At 59.8% G+C, this 16,422-nt stretch carries 18 protein-coding genes, 1 pseudogene and 1 other annotated feature; of the genes and pseudogenes, 6 read left to right on the top strand and 13 right to left on the bottom strand.

Features of this window, described 5'->3' with window-relative positions:
• Positions 1–74 precede the first annotated feature (74 nt).
• The gene (locus tag ACL2XM_RS10165; RefSeq protein ID WP_410015240.1) at positions 75–254 is read left to right on the top strand and encodes a YciY family protein; all 180 of its coding nucleotides are present in this window, start codon (positions 75–77) and stop codon (positions 252–254) included.
• A 109-nt stretch (positions 255–363) separates the two neighbouring features.
• Here the strand turns inward: ACL2XM_RS10165 and ACL2XM_RS10160 are convergent, their stop codons facing one another.
• Positions 364–585 carry a hypothetical protein gene (locus ACL2XM_RS10160; protein ID WP_410015239.1) on the bottom strand — a complete coding sequence of 74 codons (222 nt, stop codon included), beginning with the start codon at positions 583–585 and terminating at the stop codon, positions 364–366.
• 620 nt (positions 586–1,205) lie between these two features.
• On the bottom strand, positions 1,206–1,502 hold the full coding sequence (locus tag ACL2XM_RS10155) for a YciI family protein (RefSeq protein WP_410016555.1): 297 nt from the start codon (positions 1,500–1,502) through the stop codon (positions 1,206–1,208).
• Positions 1,503–1,718: 216 nt separating this feature from the next.
• Between ACL2XM_RS10155 and ACL2XM_RS10150 the strand changes: the two genes are divergently transcribed.
• On the top strand, positions 1,719–2,462 hold the full coding sequence (locus ACL2XM_RS10150; RefSeq protein ID WP_413722780.1) for an energy transducer TonB: 744 nt from the start codon (positions 1,719–1,721) through the stop codon (positions 2,460–2,462).
• 61 nt (positions 2,463–2,523) lie between these two features.
• On the opposite strand, the gene yciA is transcribed toward ACL2XM_RS10150, so the two are convergent.
• From yciA to ACL2XM_RS10130, 4 genes are read right to left on the bottom strand one after another with little or no spacing between them, the layout of a single operon-like run.
• Entirely contained in the window at positions 2,524–2,949 is a 426-nt protein-coding gene (gene yciA / locus ACL2XM_RS10145) for an acyl-CoA thioester hydrolase YciA (RefSeq protein WP_413722781.1), read from the bottom strand.
• 51 nt (positions 2,950–3,000) lie between these two features.
• Positions 3,001–3,546 (bottom strand): septation protein A, encoded by a 546-nt coding sequence (locus tag ACL2XM_RS10140; protein WP_410015236.1) that lies wholly within the window; start codon positions 3,544–3,546, stop codon positions 3,001–3,003.
• 39 nt (positions 3,547–3,585) lie between these two features.
• Positions 3,586–4,341 (bottom strand): YciC family protein, encoded by a 756-nt coding sequence (locus ACL2XM_RS10135; RefSeq protein ID WP_410015235.1) that lies wholly within the window; start codon positions 4,339–4,341, stop codon positions 3,586–3,588.
• A gap of 52 nt (positions 4,342–4,393) precedes the next feature.
• Positions 4,394–4,798 (bottom strand): YkgJ family cysteine cluster protein, encoded by a 405-nt coding sequence (locus ACL2XM_RS10130; protein WP_410015234.1) that lies wholly within the window; start codon positions 4,796–4,798, stop codon positions 4,394–4,396.
• A 273-nt stretch (positions 4,799–5,071) separates the two neighbouring features.
• Between ACL2XM_RS10130 and ompW the strand changes: the two genes are divergently transcribed.
• A complete protein-coding gene (gene ompW / locus ACL2XM_RS10125) occupies positions 5,072–5,707 on the top strand; it encodes an outer membrane protein OmpW (protein WP_413732842.1) in 636 nt (211 codons plus the stop codon).
• A 58-nt stretch (positions 5,708–5,765) separates the two neighbouring features.
• Here the strand turns inward: ompW and ACL2XM_RS10120 are convergent, their stop codons facing one another.
• The 6 genes and pseudogenes from ACL2XM_RS10120 to ACL2XM_RS10095 form a co-directional block, all read right to left on the bottom strand.
• A complete protein-coding gene (locus ACL2XM_RS10120) occupies positions 5,766–6,080 on the bottom strand; it encodes a BON domain-containing protein (RefSeq protein WP_410015232.1) in 315 nt (104 codons plus the stop codon).
• 115 nt (positions 6,081–6,195) lie between these two features.
• The gene (trpA, locus tag ACL2XM_RS10115) at positions 6,196–7,002 is read right to left on the bottom strand and encodes a tryptophan synthase subunit alpha (protein WP_413722783.1); all 807 of its coding nucleotides are present in this window, start codon (positions 7,000–7,002) and stop codon (positions 6,196–6,198) included.
• Positions 7,002–8,192, bottom strand: coding sequence for a tryptophan synthase subunit beta (trpB, locus tag ACL2XM_RS10110; RefSeq protein ID WP_410015230.1), 1,191 nt, complete (start codon positions 8,190–8,192; stop codon positions 7,002–7,004). Before trpB ends, trpA begins: the two co-directional genes overlap by 1 nt.
• A 33-nt stretch (positions 8,193–8,225) precedes the next feature.
• Entirely contained in the window at positions 8,226–9,581 is a 1,356-nt protein-coding gene (trpCF, locus tag ACL2XM_RS10105; RefSeq protein ID WP_413732840.1) for a bifunctional indole-3-glycerol-phosphate synthase TrpC/phosphoribosylanthranilate isomerase TrpF, read from the bottom strand.
• Positions 9,582–9,584: 3 nt separating this feature from the next.
• Positions 9,585–11,179 (bottom strand): annotated as a pseudogene (gene trpD, locus ACL2XM_RS10100) (bifunctional anthranilate synthase glutamate amidotransferase component TrpG/anthranilate phosphoribosyltransferase TrpD).
• Positions 11,179–12,741, bottom strand: a complete 1,563-nt coding sequence (locus tag ACL2XM_RS10095) for an anthranilate synthase component 1 (RefSeq protein ID WP_410015228.1) — start codon at positions 12,739–12,741, stop codon at positions 11,179–11,181. Before ACL2XM_RS10095 ends, trpD begins: the two are co-directional and overlap by 1 nt.
• Before the next feature lie 23 nt (positions 12,742–12,764).
• Positions 12,765–12,870: a sequence feature (Trp leader region), on the bottom strand.
• Between the two features lie 183 nt (positions 12,871–13,053).
• Between ACL2XM_RS10095 and rnm the strand changes: the two genes are divergently transcribed.
• The 3 genes from rnm to rluB all read left to right on the top strand — a co-directional run bounded on the left by rnm (position 13,054) and on the right by rluB (position 15,692).
• Complete coding sequence (gene rnm / locus ACL2XM_RS10090; protein WP_410015227.1) at positions 13,054–13,956, top strand: RNase RNM; 903 nt, start codon at positions 13,054–13,056, stop codon at positions 13,954–13,956.
• Between the two features lie 49 nt (positions 13,957–14,005).
• The gene (locus ACL2XM_RS10085; RefSeq protein ID WP_410015226.1) at positions 14,006–14,626 is read left to right on the top strand and encodes an L-threonylcarbamoyladenylate synthase; all 621 of its coding nucleotides are present in this window, start codon (positions 14,006–14,008) and stop codon (positions 14,624–14,626) included.
• 178 nt (positions 14,627–14,804) lie between these two features.
• On the top strand, positions 14,805–15,692 hold the full coding sequence (gene rluB / locus ACL2XM_RS10080; RefSeq protein ID WP_410015225.1) for a 23S rRNA pseudouridine(2605) synthase RluB: 888 nt from the start codon (positions 14,805–14,807) through the stop codon (positions 15,690–15,692).
• A gap of 123 nt (positions 15,693–15,815) precedes the next feature.
• Here the strand turns inward: rluB and cobO are convergent, their stop codons facing one another.
• Positions 15,816–16,406 carry a cob(I)yrinic acid a,c-diamide adenosyltransferase gene (gene cobO, locus ACL2XM_RS10075; RefSeq protein WP_410015224.1) on the bottom strand — a complete coding sequence of 197 codons (591 nt, stop codon included), beginning with the start codon at positions 16,404–16,406 and terminating at the stop codon, positions 15,816–15,818.
• Positions 16,407–16,422 lie beyond the last annotated feature (16 nt).

Genomic DNA, 16,422 nt, shown 5'->3' with positions numbered 1-16,422 from the left:
CGTTACAGCCTTGGCAGTCCGGGAAAATGGTTTATAATGGCGCCCTTATTATCCGGTAAGAGTCCGTTCGTGCCATGAAAAGAAGCAGAAATGAAGTCAGCCGCTGGCGCATGTTAAGGCAGGCGCAGCGCCGGCGTAGCCAGTGGGTGGAAGCACAGTCCCGCACCTATCGGCATCTGACGCGTTTGCGGCATCTTCAGTTGAAACAGCAGCGCCGTTCGTTGCTCTTTTCCGTAACGTCTTATGGTCTGTGATCCGCGCTAAATAACAGCGATAAAAAAACCGGCTTTTGGCCGGTTTACCGTATTTGAGTTCCTTATTACGGTTTTAATCAGGATTATCCCTTTCCTTATGATGTCTCTGTCACTGTGTGGCGGTGGTCGTTGATGTCGACGTCGACGTAGACGTCCCAGTGCCTTCCGGGTCGCTGGCGGATGCCATGGCGGCCACCGAGCCGGAAACCAATCCCGGATCGGTGACCGTCGCGGCACCGGAAGCGCTTTGCGTAGCCGCTTCCGTGGTTCCCGCGGCGCCGGCTGCAAAAGCAGTACCGGTGCCGGCGGCGGACATAACAAGTAGTGCCATAAAGATTTTCTTCAACATACTTACCTCCGGTTGTTAACTTCTTAACGGGGAGTACAGCAATTCCAAAGTATTAGAAATTGCCGGCGCCTACAAACCGGATATTGGCGCCCTGGCGCGTATTAACTGAATATTTATGCTGTCTTGGCCGGTAAGAGTCTGATTAAATGTTGGTTATTTTTTATACTAAGATAATTCCTAAATGATAATGATATGCCGGGACGATCACGGTAATTTCTATCAATTTTAAGGGGTTAATAGCCGTTACGCTCATTAATTGCCGTTAAGTATTAGTTGGCGTTAAGTAACAAGCGAAATAATAAAGAGGCGACCAAAATAGGCGGCAGAAAAAAAATAGCATTAAGGGAAAAGCAAATTCACCGACGGCAGGGGTTGGCACGCATTATATATAGCCCCGGCGATATCCAGGTCTGGCCAACAGAGAAAATAATGGCGTTGTTTGCCGGTAAATCCGTTGGCGCAGCCTCCTTAATAGAGAGGATAAATGATAAGCATGGATAATGATTGATGGGTTTTGCCGCCGGGTAAATTAACCTAGCGGGCAATCAGCGTTATTTCACGCCCGGGCCGCGTGGCGGCGCCGGGATGCAATAGGGTAATAATCAGAAGGTTTTACGGTAGGGTTTAACCTGCACCTGCTTATAAACACCCGCGGCGACATACGGGTCGGCATCCGCCCATGCCTGCGCCGCTTCGAGGGAATCGAATTCAGCAATAATGGTGGAGCCGCTGAATCCCGCCGCCCCGGGTTCGTTACTGTCTATCGCCGGCAGCGCGCCCGCCGTCAGTAAACGACCCTCATCGCGTAGCAGTTGCAGCCGGGCGACATGAGTGGCGCGTACGGATTGGCGTTTTTCCAGGGATCCGGGCACGTCTTCAGCATAGATAACATAGAGCAAGGGCATTACTCCCAAAGGAATGGATTCATTTCAAGTAATTTACGTTAAGACATTGAACCCCGCGGCGCAATGAAAAAATTTTCCTGGCCGCTGACGGTTGTTCAGACAGGGATAATTGCCGGTTTATCCTGTTAACCTGGCAAGAGTTTGTTTTGAGTTATTGAATATGATTGCTATTTGCATTTAAACTTCACCTTTACTGAAACTTTTGTTGATATGGCGTTGATAATTTTGAAACCGACCCGTCGATTTTCGTGGCCGTTTGTCTTGTCCGCAGGGCTGCATACCTCGCTGGTGGCGGGATTGCTGTATACGTCGGTAAACCAGATAACCGCGCCGACCGCGGTTGAGCAGCCGATGAGCGTTACGCTGGTGGCGCCGGAGCCTGAGCCGGTGGCCGCGCCGCCGCAGCCGCCGGTGGAACCGCCCGAGGTTGAGCCGACGGCTGCGCCCGAACCCGCCCCGGAGCCTGTGCGCGAACCGGATCCCATCCCCGCGCCTGAGCCTCCCGCGCCGGTACAGCAGCCGAAACCCCTGCCCAAGCCCAAGCCGGTGCATAAAGAAGCGGCTAAACCCAGGCCCAAGGTGACCGAGCCGCGCGCCGAACCGACACCGCTCGCCGCTCCACCCCGTGAGGCGCCCGTACGTGCCGCTCCGGCGCCCGCGCCGGCGCCGTCCGCACCGGTGGCCGATACCGGCCCGAAAGCCATCAGCCGCCCGGAACCGGGCTACCCTGAGCGCGCCAGGGCATTGGGCATCGAGGGAACGGTGAAGATCCAGTTTGATGTCGATGATAGCGGCCAGGTGGAAAACCTGCGTATCATTTCCGCCACGCCGCGCAATATGTTCGAGCGCGAAATTCGCCAGGTGATCCGGCGCTGGCGCTACCAGAGCGGCAAACCGGGCAAAAACCAGACCACGACCATCGAGTTTAAGCTGTCGGGCGTCAGCAGCAGCTAGGCCGGGCCGCGGTGTACGCGCAAGGCCCAGCACGGGCCGCCGCCTGGGGCAAAACGGGCGGCTAAGCGCCGCCGGGGGCGAAGTGGCGCTTGCCGTCGGGCAGGGGACGCGCCTTGCCTTCGTCGTCCACCGCGACATAGGTGAAAGCCGCTTCGGTGGCGCGGTAGCGCTGGCCGATGGGGGCGGAAGAGACTTTTTTGATCCAGACTTCCACGTTAATGCTCAGCGAACTGTTGCCCGTGCCGGTACAGCGGGCGTAACAACAGACCACGTCCCCCACCGCCACCGGTTTCAAAAACGTCATGCCGTCGACGCGCACCGTGACCACTCGGCCCTCGGCTATTTCCTTGGCGAGGATAGCGCCGCCCATATCCATTTGCGACATCAGCCAGCCGCCAAAAATATCACCGTTGGCATTGGTGTCGGCGGGCATGGCCAGCGTGCGCAGCACCAGCTCGCCGGAAGGTAAAAAAGGATTGTCGCTCATCAGGGGTTCCGCTTGGTTTGACATCGGTCCGCCCCGCGGCGGACCGGGGGATCAACGGGAGTTTTTCTGGTCTTCCGTCATATGACGATAGACATACACTCCGCTTAACAGGGTGAATACCAGCGTCAGGCCGGTCAGGCCGAACACCTTGAAATTCACCCAAACGTTTTGCGGCAGCCAGAAGGCGATATAGATATTCGCCGCGCCGCAGCCCAGGAAAAACAGCGCCCAGGCAATATTAAGATTGTTCCAGACGCGCTCGGGCAGGGTCAGTTCCTTGCCAAGCATGCGCTGAATCAGCGGCTTGCCCAGCATGAACTGGCTGACCAGCAGCGCAATGGCGAACAGGCCGTAAATGACCGTGACCTTCCATTTGATGAATTCGGCGTTATGGTAATACATCGTCAGTGAGCCGAAGATGGCAACCATGATAAACGTCAGCAAGGTGACTTTTTCCACTTTCCGGTAGCGGATCCAGGTATAAATCAGCACCAGCGCCGACGCGGCAATCAGCGCGCCGGAGGCAATATAAATGTCGTACAGCTTATAAAAGACAAAGAACACCACTAACGGCAGAAAATCCAGAAACTGCTTCATAAAAAAATCCGTGGTTGGTTAAGTGACGCCGGCTTGGTTTCAGGCCTGGCGCAGCAACATATACAGGCGATACAGGTAAATCAGCAACAGTGCGGAAATAATATTACTTAAGCCGTTAAGCAGCACCGCGGCCACCAGCGACGACACCTGGGTAAACTGTGCCGCCAGCAATAATACCGCCGCCTTGGCCAGCAGCCATACCAGCACCGCCGGGGCAACCAGCCGTACATTGGCGAAAGCCAGTTTACTACTCAGGCGCATCGACTTGAATACGCCCAGATTGTCGCTGGCGGCAATCACCGGCGCCATGCTGAACGCTATGGCAATCAGGATCCCCGGTATCACAATCAATAATAGCCCGAGTTGCACCAGCAGCGTGGTAATAAATACCAATAACAGCAGGCGGGGCAGGATGGGCGCGGACAGCCCGATGGCGCGCAGCACGCTGACCGGCTGCCGGTCGGATACCAGGCGAATCATGGTCAACAGCGCCCCGGCCAGGATGACGTTGCCCACCAGACCGGCGAAAGTGCCCGCCGCAGAGGCTTTCAGCAGCACTTTTTGCTGTTCAGGCGTCATTTGCTGCACCAGTTCCTGCAGGCTGAGGCTGGATGAGTCGGCCATGTCGGGACCGTCGGCGCTCAGGATGACCAGCTGATCGCTACTGGGCGATAAGGCATGGCCGAGCACCACGCTAATCAGCGCCGCCAGCAGGGCCAGCAGGATGATGCTGGTAAACTGGTTACGGGTAAAATTCAACATGTCGCGATACAGGGTACTTGCCATAATTGGCATGTAGAGCTCCTTGGCAGAACGTTCTAAATTATCAGCCCGGTATTCTACCCTGTTAATGCCCCGGAGGGCACCCCGCGACATGATGATGCTGATTTTCCACCCTAATAAGCGTCTGCGCGGGCGCTGCGAGCGGCGGCAGGCCGTAATGCGCCCTGGCGCGATCGCAGGCGTCGTTGGGCCGCCCGCCGTCGCCGGCCATGGCAAACTCTCGGCAGGGCGAGGGACGACCGGCATAAATGGTGCAACGGACCGCTTTACCCACCTCGCCCGCCAGGGCATGGCAACGCGGCGTCCGCTCGTTGGTGCCGCGCATGCAACGTAAGAAAGGGGTAAGGGGTTCAGTTAAGGCATGGGGCACCGGGCCGCCGCCGTCATCGCCCTCGGCCCAATAAAAGGATACGCGGAACCACGCGCAACACGCGCCGCAGCTCATGCAGGGATTACTGTTATCGCTCATCGTGTCACCCGCCGACTCCACGGCGCCGAATCAGATTTGCCTGTCTGTTAACTTACGCCCGGTGCGCGGGAAAGCAACTGCCCGGGCCAAAGTATTTTTTTTGTCCTGTTTCGGTCCTGGTTGATTTGGATCAATCTCAATCAAGTCAATCCCTTGGTATAAAACATGATAAACAAGGTTCAGCTCAAATTTACCCTACGATGTGCCAAAGTAACATTTGTGAACTGAATCAACTTTGCGTGGCAAAGGCATTATCTCAACAAGGAGCGGGACATGAACAAGTGTGTTATGGGCTTGGCGGCGGCGGCCGCGCTGCTGTCGGCAACGGCGCAGGCGCATCAGGCGGGTGATATTATTGTTCGCGCGGGCAGCGCCACGGTACGGCCGAGTGAAAGTTCGGATAACGTGCTGGGGATGGGCGAGTTTAACGTGGGTAACAACACCCAGCTCGGCCTGACGTTCAGTTATCTGGTCACCGACAATATCGGCGTGGAGCTGCTGGCGGCAACGCCCTTCAAGCACCATGTCGGGCTGAAAAGCACCGGCGACATCGCCTCGGTTAAACAACTGCCGCCAAGCCTGATGGCGCAGTATTATTTTGGCGACGCCCCGGATAAACTGCGGCCATACCTCGGGGTGGGCATCAACTATACCACCTTCTACGACGCGCACTTTAACCAAACCGGGCAGGACGCCGGACTGAGCGATTTAAGCGTCAAGCACTCCTGGGGCATCGCCGGCCAGGCGGGGCTGGATTATAACGTCAATGAAAACTGGCTGGTGAATATGTCGGTATGGTATATGGATATCGACACCGACGTGCGTTTCAAGGCCGGCGGCCAGCAGCAATCAGTGCATACGCAAATCGATCCCTGGGTATTTATGTTCGGCGTCGGCTATCGCTTCTAAAACGAGGGTCCGGATCTGAAACCGTGCCGGCGACGCGTGCGCGCCGCCGGCAACGGGATTATTTGATACTGATGTCGTTTTCCACCGAACGCACGCCCTTGACGCCGCGGGTAATGGTCACGGCGCGGTTGGCGTCGGCCATCGAGCTGGCGAAACCGCTTAACTGCACCCGGCCCTTAAAGGTTTCGACGTTGATTTCGGTGCCCTTTAAATGGTCATCGGCAAGCAACTGCGTTTTCACTTTGGTCGTGATCACGGTGTCGTCAATATACCCGCCGGTGCCTTCGGTCTTGGCGGTCGGCGCGCAGCCGGCCAGCACGGCCGCGACGATTGCGGTTGCTGCAAGTGTCGTAAGGGATTTCCAGTTTTTCATTTTTTCTCCTTGGATTTGAATTATTTATTATAATATATCACCCGCATCTTACAGGATGGCGGCGTAATTGATACGCCGCCATTAGAGTGTTGTGGATAAAATGATTTTTTTCAAATCAACCGCGCGTGGCGGCCTTCATTTTACTGACGAAGGTGCTTAACTGCGTCAGCATGGCGGCCGGGTCTTCCAGGTTGCGCTCGATAATCTTGACGATGGCCGAGCCGGAAATGGCCCCGGCCGCGCCCGCCGCCAGCGCGTCGCGCACCTGCGACGGCTCGGAAATACCGAAACCCTGCAGCGCGGGCGCGGCATGGAACTCGGTAAGCGTCGTCACCAGATGGGCCAGCGGCACATGGCCCTGGTTTTCACTGCCGGTTACGCCTGCGCGGGATAATAAATAGGTGTAAGCCCGGCCGTGGGAGGCGATTTCACGCAGCAGGTCTTTATCGGCGTTGGGCGGGCAGATAAAGATAGGCGCCACGCCGTGGCGCATGGCGGCGGTACGGAACGGCAGGCTCTCTTCCAGCGGCACGTCGGCCACCAGCACCGAATCCACGCCAACCTCGGCGCAGCGGGCATAAAACGCATCGATACCTTTGTTAAACACCAGGTTGGCGTACATCAGCAGGCCGATGGGTATGGCGGGGTATTTCTGCCGGACAGTGGCCAGCAGTTCGAAACACTGATCCGGCGTCACCCCGGCGGCAAATGCCCGCAGGGTGGCGTTCTGGATGGTCGGGCCGTCCGCCAGCGGGTCGGAAAACGGGATGCCCAGTTCCAGGGCGTCGGCCCCGGCCTCGATTAAGGTATCGATAATTTTCAGCGACAGGCCGGGATTAGGATCGCCCAGCGTGACGAAGGGCACGAAGGCGCCTTCTTTACGGCTGTGCAGCGTGGTAAACAGTTGCTGATAGCGTTCCATTACATTTCTCCTCGCGCTTTTAATATATCGTACACGGTAAAAATATCCTTATCGCCGCGGCCCGAGAGATTGACCACCAGGATCTGCTCCTTGTCCGGCTCCGCCTTGATCATTTTCAGCGCGTGCGCCAGCGCGTGTGAGGATTCCAGCGCCGGGATGATGCCTTCATGGCGCGACAGGGCCTTGAACGCATCCAGGGCCTCCTCATCGGTCGCCGAGACGTATTCCGCGCGGCCGATACTGTCCAGATAGGCATGCTGCGGACCCACGGAAGGGAAATCCAGGCCGGCGGAAATGGAATAGGATTCCTCTATCTGCCCGTCGGAGGATTGCATCATCGGCGACTTCATGCCGAAATAGATGCCGATGCGGCCGTGTTTGAGCGACGCGCCGTGCTGGCCGGTCTCGATGCCCAGGCCGCCCGGCTCGACGCCGATCAGACGTACCGACGGCTCATCGATAAAATCGGCGAACATGCCGATGGCGTTGGACCCGCCGCCGACGCAGGCCAGCACCGCGTCAGGCAGGCAATGCTCCCGTTCCTGCATCTGCGCCTTGGTTTCCTCGCCAATCATGCGCTGGAATTCGCGCACGATGGTGGGGAACGGATGCGGACCGGCGGCGGTGCCCAGCATATAGTGGGCGCGCTCATAGCTGCCGGACCAGTCGCGCAGCGCTTCGTTGCAGGCGTCCTTTAGCGTCGAGGAGCCGCTGTGCACCGGGATCACTTCCGCGCCCATCAGACGCATGCGGAACACGTTGGGCTCCTGGCGCTGAATATCCTTGGCGCCCATATAAATGCGGCATTTCAGCCCCAGCAGCGCGGAGGCCAGCGCCGAAGCCACGCCATGCTGACCGGCGCCGGTTTCGGCGATGATTTCGGTTTTTCCCATGCGCTTGGCGAGCAGGGCCTGGCCGAGCACCTGGTTGGTTTTGTGCGCGCCGCCGTGCAGCAGATCCTCGCGCTTAAGATACAGTTTGGTCTTGGTGCCCGCGGTCAGGTTACGGCACAGGGTCAACGGCGTGGGGCGGCCGGCATAATTAGTTAACAAATCGCTGAATTCCGCCTGGAATGCCGGGTCGCTTTGCGCGCTGACAAAGGCGTCCTCCAGTTGCAGCAGCGCCGGTACCAGGATCTGCGGCACATACATGCCGCCGAATTCGCCGAAATAGGGATTTAATAGTGTCATGCGTTCCTGTCTCTTGTTGATCTGGGCAATCGATTAATAGGCGCGCAGCGTCTGAAATACCGTAGCCAGTTTATGGTGATCTTTAATACCCGGGGCGCTTTCAACGCCGGAGTTGAAGTCCAGCCCAACGCAGCCTAATTGCGCGGCGGCCACGCAGTTATCCGCCGCCAGCCCGCCGGCGAGCATGACGTTATCCAGACGCAGTCCGTCCAGCAGCGACCAGTCAAAGGGTTTACCGCTGCCGCCGCCATTATCGAACAGATAACGATCCACCGCGCTAAAATCCCGCGCCGGCGCATGGGTCCGCATATCCAGGGCTTTCCAGATACGGCAGGCGGAAGGCAGCGCCAGACGCAGGGCGCTTATATAGGCCTGGTCCTCGTCGCCGTGCAGCTGCACGGCATGCAGCGCCAGCGCGGCGGCGCTGCCTGCCACCTCCTCGATGGGGGCGTCGCGGAATACGCCGACGTAGCGCAGCGGCGCGCCGGCCATCACCGCGCGGGCGCGGGGGATATCCACACGCCTTGGCGACGAGGCGGCAAAAATCAGGCCGCCATAGAGCGCGCCGGCGTCATATGCCGCCCTGGCATCCTCGGGACGCGTCAGTCCGCAGACCTTATTCTCGCCGAGCAATACCCGGCGCACCGCGCCGTCCAGATCCGGTTCCGCCATCAACGCGCTGCCGATCAGGAAGCCGTTGGCGAAATGGCTCAGTTCCCTGACGTGGCGATAGGCGGTAATGCCGGATTCGCTTATCACCGTCACTCCCGGCAGCAGGGGCGCCAGGCGGCGGGTACGGTTTAAATCGATGGATAAATCGCGCAGATCGCGATTGTTAATGCCCACCACCCGGGCGCCGAGCGCCTGGGCGCGCCGGCACTCCTCTTCGGTTATCGCCTCGGTGAGCACGCCCATTTCCAGGCTGTGCGCCAGGGCGGCCAACTGACGGTAGGTGTCGTCGTCCAGCACCGACAGCATCAGCAGAATAGCGTCCGCCTGATGATAACGCGCCAGGTAAACCTGGTAGGGATCGATGATGAAATCCTTGCACAGCACCGGCTGGGGTACTACTTGGCTAATCTGGCGCAGGAAATCAAAGCTGCCCTGGAAGTATTTTTCGTCGGTCAGGCACGAGATGGCGGCGGCGTAGTGTTTGTACACGCCGGCGATGGCGGCCGGGTCAAAATCCTCGCGGATCAGGCCCTTGGACGGCGATGCTTTTTTGCACTCGAGGATAAACACGGTGCGCGAACCCTGGAGGGCATGATAGAAGCTGCGCGTGCTGGGGCGCACGTCGTCGATGAACCCGTCCAGCGGCTGGCGTTGCTTACGCTCGGCCAGCCATACTTTTTTATCAGCGACAATGTTTGTCAGTACCGTATCCTGCATGTCTTATCCTCTGGCCGCCAACGCGACAACACGTTCATAGGCGCCGCCGCCGCGGATGGCCGCCAGCGCCTGTTGGGTATTTTCGCGCAGATTCTCCTGGCCGAATAGTTTTAATAACAAGGCGACATTGGCGGCAACGGCGAATTCATGGGCATGTTCGCCTTTACCTTGTAACAACCGCGCCAAAATGTCACGATTTTCTTCCGGCGAGCCGCCCAGCAGGGCGTCCATTGACTGTTCCCGCAGGCCGAAATCCTCCGGCGTCAATTGATAGCTGGCGATCTCGCCCTCATTGAGTTCGGCCACCTGCGTCGGCGCGTGCAGCGCCACTTCATCCATGCCGCCGCCATGGACTACCGCTGCGCGCTGATAGCCCAGCACCCGCAGCGTTTGGGCGATGGGCAGCACCAGCTCCGGGCTGTAGACCCCGATCAGCGCCAGCGGGGGACGGGCGGGGTTAATCAACGGCCCGAGCACGTTAAACAGCGTGCGGGTTTTCAACTGCTGGCGCACCGGCATGGCATGGCGAAAACCGGTGTGGTACTGGGGCGCGTACAAAAAGCATACTCCCAGCTCGTCAAGCGCCTGGCGCGACGCTTGCGCCGGCATATCCAGCCGGATGCCGAAGGCCGCCAGCAGGTCCGAGGAACCCGAACGGCTGGACACGCTGCGGTTGCCGTGCTTGGCCACCCGTGCGCCGCAAGCGGCGGCGACAAAGGCGCTGGCGGTGGAAATATTGATGCTGTTGCTGCCGTCGCCGCCGGTGCCGACGATATCGGCAAAAGGATAATCAGGGCGCGGGAACGGCAGGGCGTCCGCCAGCAGGGCGGTGGCCGCGCCGGCAATTTCATCCGGATGCTCGCCGCGGATTTTCATGCTGATCAGCGCCGCCGCCAGCTGCGACGGTTCCAGCCCGCCCTGGATAATCTGGCTAAAAAGCTGTTCACTTTCCTGGCGGCTGATGCGCTCGGCGCGGTAAAGTTTTTCCAATATCTGTTGCATGATCAGGTTCCTATCGTTCAGGCCAGCGCCCAGTCCAGGGTTTGGTTAAGCAACCGCGCGCCCTGGGTGGTCAGGATGGATTCGGGATGAAATTGAAAACCGCAGACGCGATCGGCGTCATGACGCACCGCCATCACCATCTCGTTAAAGTGCGCATTGACCGTCAGTCCCGCCGGGATTTCGCTGCCCACCAGCGAGTGGTAGCGCGCCACCGGCAGCGGGTTCGGCATGCCGGCGAACATGCCGGCGCCATCATGGGTGATAAGGGACGCCTTGCCGTGCAGGATTTCCCCGGCCTGGCCGACGTAGCCGCCGTAGGCTTCCACAATCGCTTGGTGGCCGAGGCAGATGCCGATAATCGGCATCTGCCCGCGCAGCCGCGTAAGCAACTGCGGCATGCAGCCGGCGGCGGCGGGGGTGCCGGGACCGGGGGAAAGCATCAGTATGGGATTATCCATGGCCATCAGATGGCCGATGATGGTCTGCGCCGGCAGTTGATTGCGGTACACCATCACCCGGTGGCCGGTGGCGCGCAGCTGATCCACCAGGTTGTAGGTAAAGGAGTCGATATTATCGAGTAACAGGATATCAGCCATCAGAACACCTCCCTGGCATGATGTGCGGTGGCGATGGCGCGCAGCACCGCGCGCGCTTTATTGCGGCTTTCGTCGGCTTCCGCCTGCGGCACCGAGTCCAGCACCACGCCGGCGCCGGCCTGTACGGTGGCGATGCCGTCCTCGACATAGGCCGAACGGATAACGATACAGGTATCCAGCAGGCCGCTGCCGGTAAAATAGCCGATGGCGCCGCCGTAGCTGCCGCGCCGCGTGCCTTCGGCCTTGGCAATCAGCTGCATGGCGCGCACTTTGGGCGCGCCGCTCAGCGTGCCCATGTTCATACAGGCGCGGTAGGCGTGCAGCGCGTCAAGATCGGCGCGCAGGGTGCCGACCACCCGCGAAACCAGGTGCATGATAAAGGAGTAGCGATCGACCTTGGTCAAATCGGCGACATAGCGGCTGCCGGGTTCGCAGATGCGCGCCAGATCATTGCGCGCCAGGTCGACCAGCATCAGGTGTTCGGCCAGTTCTTTATGATCGGTGCGCATTTCAAGCTCGATACGGCTGTCCAGATCGCGATCCAGCGTGCCGTCCGGCCTGCGCCCGCGCGGACGGGAACCTGCAATGGGATAAATTTCTATCTGCCGGTTGGCGGCATCGTATTTCAGCGAACTTTCCGGCGAGGCGCCGAACAGGGTAAAATCGTTATCCTGCATAAAAAACATATAAGGGCTGGGATTGCTCTCTTTCAGAGTATGGTAGGCGGCCAGCGGCGACGGGCAGGGCAGCGAAAAACGCCGTGAAGGCACCACCTGGAAGATTTCCCCCGCGCGGATCGCCTGCTGCATGCTGGTCACGATGCGGCCGAACTCCTCGTCGCTGCGATCGGTTTCCAGGGTCATGCTGTCGATCACCTGGTGGGGGATCGGCCCCGGCGCCTGCTGCAACTGATGCTGCAACTGCTCGATGCGCGCCTGTAGACGGCGTTTTTCGCCGGCCAGAGGAGTGAACAGGCTGCCCTGCAGCCGGCAGGTGCGCTGCTGATGATCAAGTACCAGCAGGGTTTCCGCCAGGTAGAAGCAAAAATCCGGACAGCGCTGCCCCTGGCTGACCGCGGGCAGCGTTTCAAAACCCGCCACCAGGTCATAGGCGAACAGGCCGCCGAGGAACAGGGCATCCGGCTGATCCGCCGGCGCCGGCACCAGGGTCAGCAGCAGGCGCAGGCAATCGAATACCGACAGGCCGCGCAGCCGCGCATCCTCATCCATGTCGTTGCCGACGGACGGAAACACCAGCTCGCGGCCGCTGGGATGGGCGTTCACCTCAACCCCGGCCGGCAGCGCGGCGTCCAGCAGCGGCAGCAGCGCCGCGCCGTTGGCGGTCAGCGCCTGCAGCGTAACCCGCTGGCCGAGGGCGGTAATGCGCATGGCGCTGTCAAGCACCATCAGGCTTTGCAGGTTTTGCTTATTATCGATTTCGGCCGATTCCAGCAGCAAGGTGGCCGGCCGGGCGCCGCAAAGCTGGTTGAACATCGCGGTAGGATCGTCGCGATAAGTGGCGGTGGCCTGCAGCAGTTCTAATTGAGGTTGTGTGGCTTGCATAGTGTGTTCCCTGATTATCGCCCATAAAAAAACCCGCTTGAAAGGCGGGTTAGTAGGGATCTTGCTCTGTCCGACGACAGCGACGCATGATAACACCACCCGCTAAAGGGAAGTGCGCCACCAGCGAAGCGTTACCACGGTTAAGGTTATCATCGTCAGATTCTCATTGGTTGTCTTAATGTGTACTAGTAAACTAGTTCAGCAATGAAATGTCAACAGTCACCGCTTAAAAACAGTTAAATATTTAACAGGTTCGATTCACGGGCATTTGACGTTATGATAGGAACATTCATTTTGGAAGGTAGCCTATCGTTGACTGAGATCTACGTTAAATCATCGTTGCTGACCCTATACGATCTGCACAGCCATACCACCGCCTCCGACGGCCAGCTTTCGCCGGCGGATCTGGTGGCGCGCGCCGTGGCCATGGGCGTCGACGTGCTGGCCGTGACCGATCACGATACCGTGGCCGGCCTCGCCGGGGCGCGGCAGGCGATCGACGACGGCGCGCTGCCCCTCACGCTGGTGGCCGGAGTGGAAGTCTCTACCCAGTGGCAAAACCATGAGATCCATATTGTCGGCCTCGGTATCGATGACGCGCATCCGGCCATGGACGGGCTGCTGCGCGCCCAGCGGGAAAGGCGCCTGGCCCGGGCCCATGCCATCGCCGAGCGGCTGGAACGCGCCGGTATTCACGACGCCTGGCTGGGCGCCAGCCGTTTGGCCCAGGATGAACTGGTCACGCGCGGCCATTTCGCCCGTTACCTGGTCAGCATCGGCGCCGCCGATAACGTGACCAAGGTATTCAAAAAATACCTGTCCAAGGGTAAAACCGGCTATGTGCCGCCGCAGTGGTGTACAATCGAGGAAGCGGTCGGCGCCATCCACCAGGCGGGCGGACAGGCGGTGCTGGCCCATCCCGGCCGCTACCAGCTGTCGACCAAATGGCTTAAACGCCTGCTGGACCATGTTACCGACGCGGGCGGCGACGGTATCGAAGTGGCCATGTGCCAGCAGTCGCCGCAGGAAAAAACCGCGCTGGCGGGGTATGCGCGCGAGCGCGGGCTGCTGGCCTCCCAGGGATCCGATTTTCACCAGCCCTGCGCCTGGATCGAGCTTGGCCGTAAACTTTGGCTGCCGGGCGGCGTGGAGCCGATATGGCGCGATTGGCCGGTCGGCCGGTCGGCGGTAGCAGAAGGCTTGTCAGAAGGATAATCGCGGTATGCCGGGGGTGTTCTCCCGCCAGACTATATAAGGAGTCACAATGAGTCAGTTTTTTACCATTCATCCGGAAAACCCGCAGCCGCGGTTAATTAACCAAACCGTCGATCTGCTGCGCAAGGGCGCGGTTATTGTCTACCCCACCGATTCCGGCTACGCCCTCGGCTGCCGTCTGGAGGATAAAACCGCCATGGAACGCATCTGCCGCATCCGGCAGCTGGACGGCAACCATAATTTTACCCTGGTCTGCCGCGACCTGTCCGAACTGTCCACCTATGCCCATGTGGATAACCAGGCGTTCCGTCTGATGAAAAACAATACGCCGGGCAAATATACCTTTATTCTCAAAGCCACCAAGGAAGTCCCCCGGCGGCTGATGAACGACAAGCGCAAGACCATCGGTCTGCGCGTGCCGAGCAACCCCATTGCCCTGGCGTTGCTCGAAACCATGGACGAGCCGATGATGTCCACCACCCTGATGCTGCCCGGCAACGATTTTGCGGAATCGGACCCGGAAATGATCAAGGATCATCTGGGCAAACAGGTGGATCTGGTGATTCACGGCGGTTTTCTCGGCCAGCAGCCGACCACGGTAATCGATTTGACCGACGACACGCCGGTGGTGGTGCGTGAAGGCGTCGGGGATGTTTCCCCCTTCCTTTAACGGCCGGCCGGCGGCGTTTTTACACCGCCGCCCCCGTTACCGTAAACTATGGATTGTGATCCGCGGGACCATAGTGTAAAATAGCCCCCTATCTTTCAGTTAAGTTACTGATAAGCTTACTAAATTATGGCGAAAGCCACCATTCGACGCCTGTGAAGGCGACAGCCGAGGTTGCTCAATGAGCGAAAAGCTGCAAAAAGTCCTGGCCCGCGCCGGGCATGGTTCCCGCCGTGAAGTTGAATCCCTGATTGAACAAGGCCGCGTCAGCGTTGACGGCAAAATCGCCACGCTGGGCGATCGGGTCGACGCCGTGAGTTCCATGAAAATCCGCGTCGATGGCCGGGTGGTTTCCATCACCGCGTCAGAAGAGGCGGTGTGCCGGATTCTGGCCTATTACAAACCCGAAGGCGAACTTTGCACCCGGCGGGATCCCGACGGCCGGCCGACGGTATTCGACCGTTTGCCTAAACTCAACGGCTCGCGCTGGATAGCGGTTGGGCGTCTGGATATCAATACTTCCGGCCTGCTGTTATTCACCACCGACGGGGAGCTGGCCAATCGCCTGATGCACCCGAGCCGGGAAGTGGAGCGCGAATACGCGGTACGGGTCTTCGGCCAGGTGGACGACGAGAAACTGCGGCTGCTGACCAAAGGCGTCACCCTGGAAGACGGCACGGGCGCGTTCCGTACCCTGAGCTTCCAGGGCGGGGAAGGGCTGAACCAGTGGTACAACGTGACCCTGACCGAAGGGCGCAACCGCGAAGTGCGGCGTTTATGGGAAGCGGTGGGCGTGCAGGTCAGCCGGCTGATTCGCACCCGCTACGGCGCCATTCCCCTGCCCAAAGGCTTGCCGCGCGGCGGCTGGACTGAACTGCCGCTGGGTGAAATCAACTATCTGCGCGAACTGGTGGAACTGGCGCCGGAAACCGTCACCAAAGTGCCGGTGGAGAAAGAGCGCCGCCGTATGAAGGCCAACCAAATCCGCCGGGCGGTGAAACGCCACAGCACGGTCACGCCTACCCGGCGCGGCGGCCAGAGCAGCAAGCGCAACTCCGGCACCAAATAAGCCCGTCCAGGCGCCCGCGCCAAACGCCGGCTTGGCCGGCCGCGGCGCGCAATGCATCTTCCCGGTCGCCATCCCGCCGCGGCCTGGCCCCGTCTGATTGACCGGGCCAGGCCCGCAGCCGCCTCACCAGTCCACGCCCTGTTGCGCCTTGATGCCCGCGTCGAACGCATGTTTCACCGGGCGCAGCTCGCTGACCGTATCCGCCAGCTCCAGCAGTTCGCGGTGGCAGGCGCGGCCGGTGATGATCACCGTCTGCCGCGGCGGGCGATGGTTCAGCGCCGCTATCACTTCGGGTAAATCCACATAATCGTACGTGATCATATAGGTCAGCTCGTCGAGCAGCACCAGATCCAGGCTGTCGTCCGCCAGCATGCGCAGGCCGTGGCGCCAGACCTCTTGGGCCGCGGCCCGATCGGTGACCCGGTTCTGGGTATTCCAGGTAAAACCGGTGGCCATTACCTGGAATTCAACCCCATGCTGCTCAAGCAGGTTTCTTTCGCCGTTCGGCCACTGCCCCTTGATAAACTGGATCACGCCGGCGCGCATGCCGTGGCCTATCGCCCGGGTCACGGTGCCAAAGCCGGCGGTGGTCTTGCCTTTGCCGTTGCCGGTAAACACAATGACGATGCCGCGCTGCTCCGTGGCCGCGGCAATACGGGCATCCACCTGTTCTTTTAAACGCTGCTGGCGCTGCTGGTGCCTGTCTTCACTCATTTGCTGGTCCTGTATG

This window comes from Sodalis sp. RH20, assembly GCF_047324205.1.
Lineage (GTDB): Bacteria > Pseudomonadota > Gammaproteobacteria > Enterobacterales > Enterobacteriaceae > Acerihabitans.
Note: the sequence above shows the minus strand (reverse complement) of the source record. Positions and strands in the feature narration are given on the sequence as shown.

What these genes read in the sequence shown, in the direction of transcription:
- ACL2XM_RS10165 (WP_410015240.1), top strand. Translation starts at nt 75, where the DNA reads ATGAAAAGAAGCAGAAATGAAGTCAGCCGCTGGCGCATGTTAAGGCAG.
- ACL2XM_RS10160 (WP_410015239.1), bottom strand. Translation starts at nt 585, where the DNA reads ATGGCACTACTTGTTATGTCCGCCGCCGGCACCGGTACTGCTTTTGCA.
- ACL2XM_RS10150 (WP_413722780.1), top strand. Translation starts at nt 1,719, where the DNA reads ATGGCGTTGATAATTTTGAAACCGACCCGTCGATTTTCGTGGCCGTTT.
- yciA (WP_413722781.1), bottom strand. Translation starts at nt 2,949, where the DNA reads ATGAGCGACAATCCTTTTTTACCTTCCGGCGAGCTGGTGCTGCGCACG.
- ACL2XM_RS10140 (WP_410015236.1), bottom strand. Translation starts at nt 3,546, where the DNA reads ATGAAGCAGTTTCTGGATTTTCTGCCGTTAGTGGTGTTCTTTGTCTTT.
- ACL2XM_RS10135 (WP_410015235.1), bottom strand. Translation starts at nt 4,341, where the DNA reads ATGCCAATTATGGCAAGTACCCTGTATCGCGACATGTTGAATTTTACC.
- ACL2XM_RS10130 (WP_410015234.1), bottom strand. Translation starts at nt 4,798, where the DNA reads ATGAGCGATAACAGTAATCCCTGCATGAGCTGCGGCGCGTGTTGCGCG.
- ompW (WP_413732842.1), top strand. Translation starts at nt 5,072, where the DNA reads ATGAACAAGTGTGTTATGGGCTTGGCGGCGGCGGCCGCGCTGCTGTCG.
- ACL2XM_RS10120 (WP_410015232.1), bottom strand. Translation starts at nt 6,080, where the DNA reads ATGAAAAACTGGAAATCCCTTACGACACTTGCAGCAACCGCAATCGTC.
- trpA (WP_413722783.1), bottom strand. Translation starts at nt 7,002, where the DNA reads ATGGAACGCTATCAGCAACTGTTTACCACGCTGCACAGCCGTAAAGAA.
- trpB (WP_410015230.1), bottom strand. Translation starts at nt 8,192, where the DNA reads ATGACACTATTAAATCCCTATTTCGGCGAATTCGGCGGCATGTATGTG.
- trpCF (WP_413732840.1), bottom strand. Translation starts at nt 9,581, where the DNA reads ATGCAGGATACGGTACTGACAAACATTGTCGCTGATAAAAAAGTATGG.
- ACL2XM_RS10095 (WP_410015228.1), bottom strand. Translation starts at nt 12,741, where the DNA reads ATGCAAGCCACACAACCTCAATTAGAACTGCTGCAGGCCACCGCCACT.
- ACL2XM_RS10085 (WP_410015226.1), top strand. Translation starts at nt 14,006, where the DNA reads ATGAGTCAGTTTTTTACCATTCATCCGGAAAACCCGCAGCCGCGGTTA.
- rluB (WP_410015225.1), top strand. Translation starts at nt 14,805, where the DNA reads ATGAGCGAAAAGCTGCAAAAAGTCCTGGCCCGCGCCGGGCATGGTTCC.
- cobO (WP_410015224.1), bottom strand. Translation starts at nt 16,406, where the DNA reads ATGAGTGAAGACAGGCACCAGCAGCGCCAGCAGCGTTTAAAAGAACAG.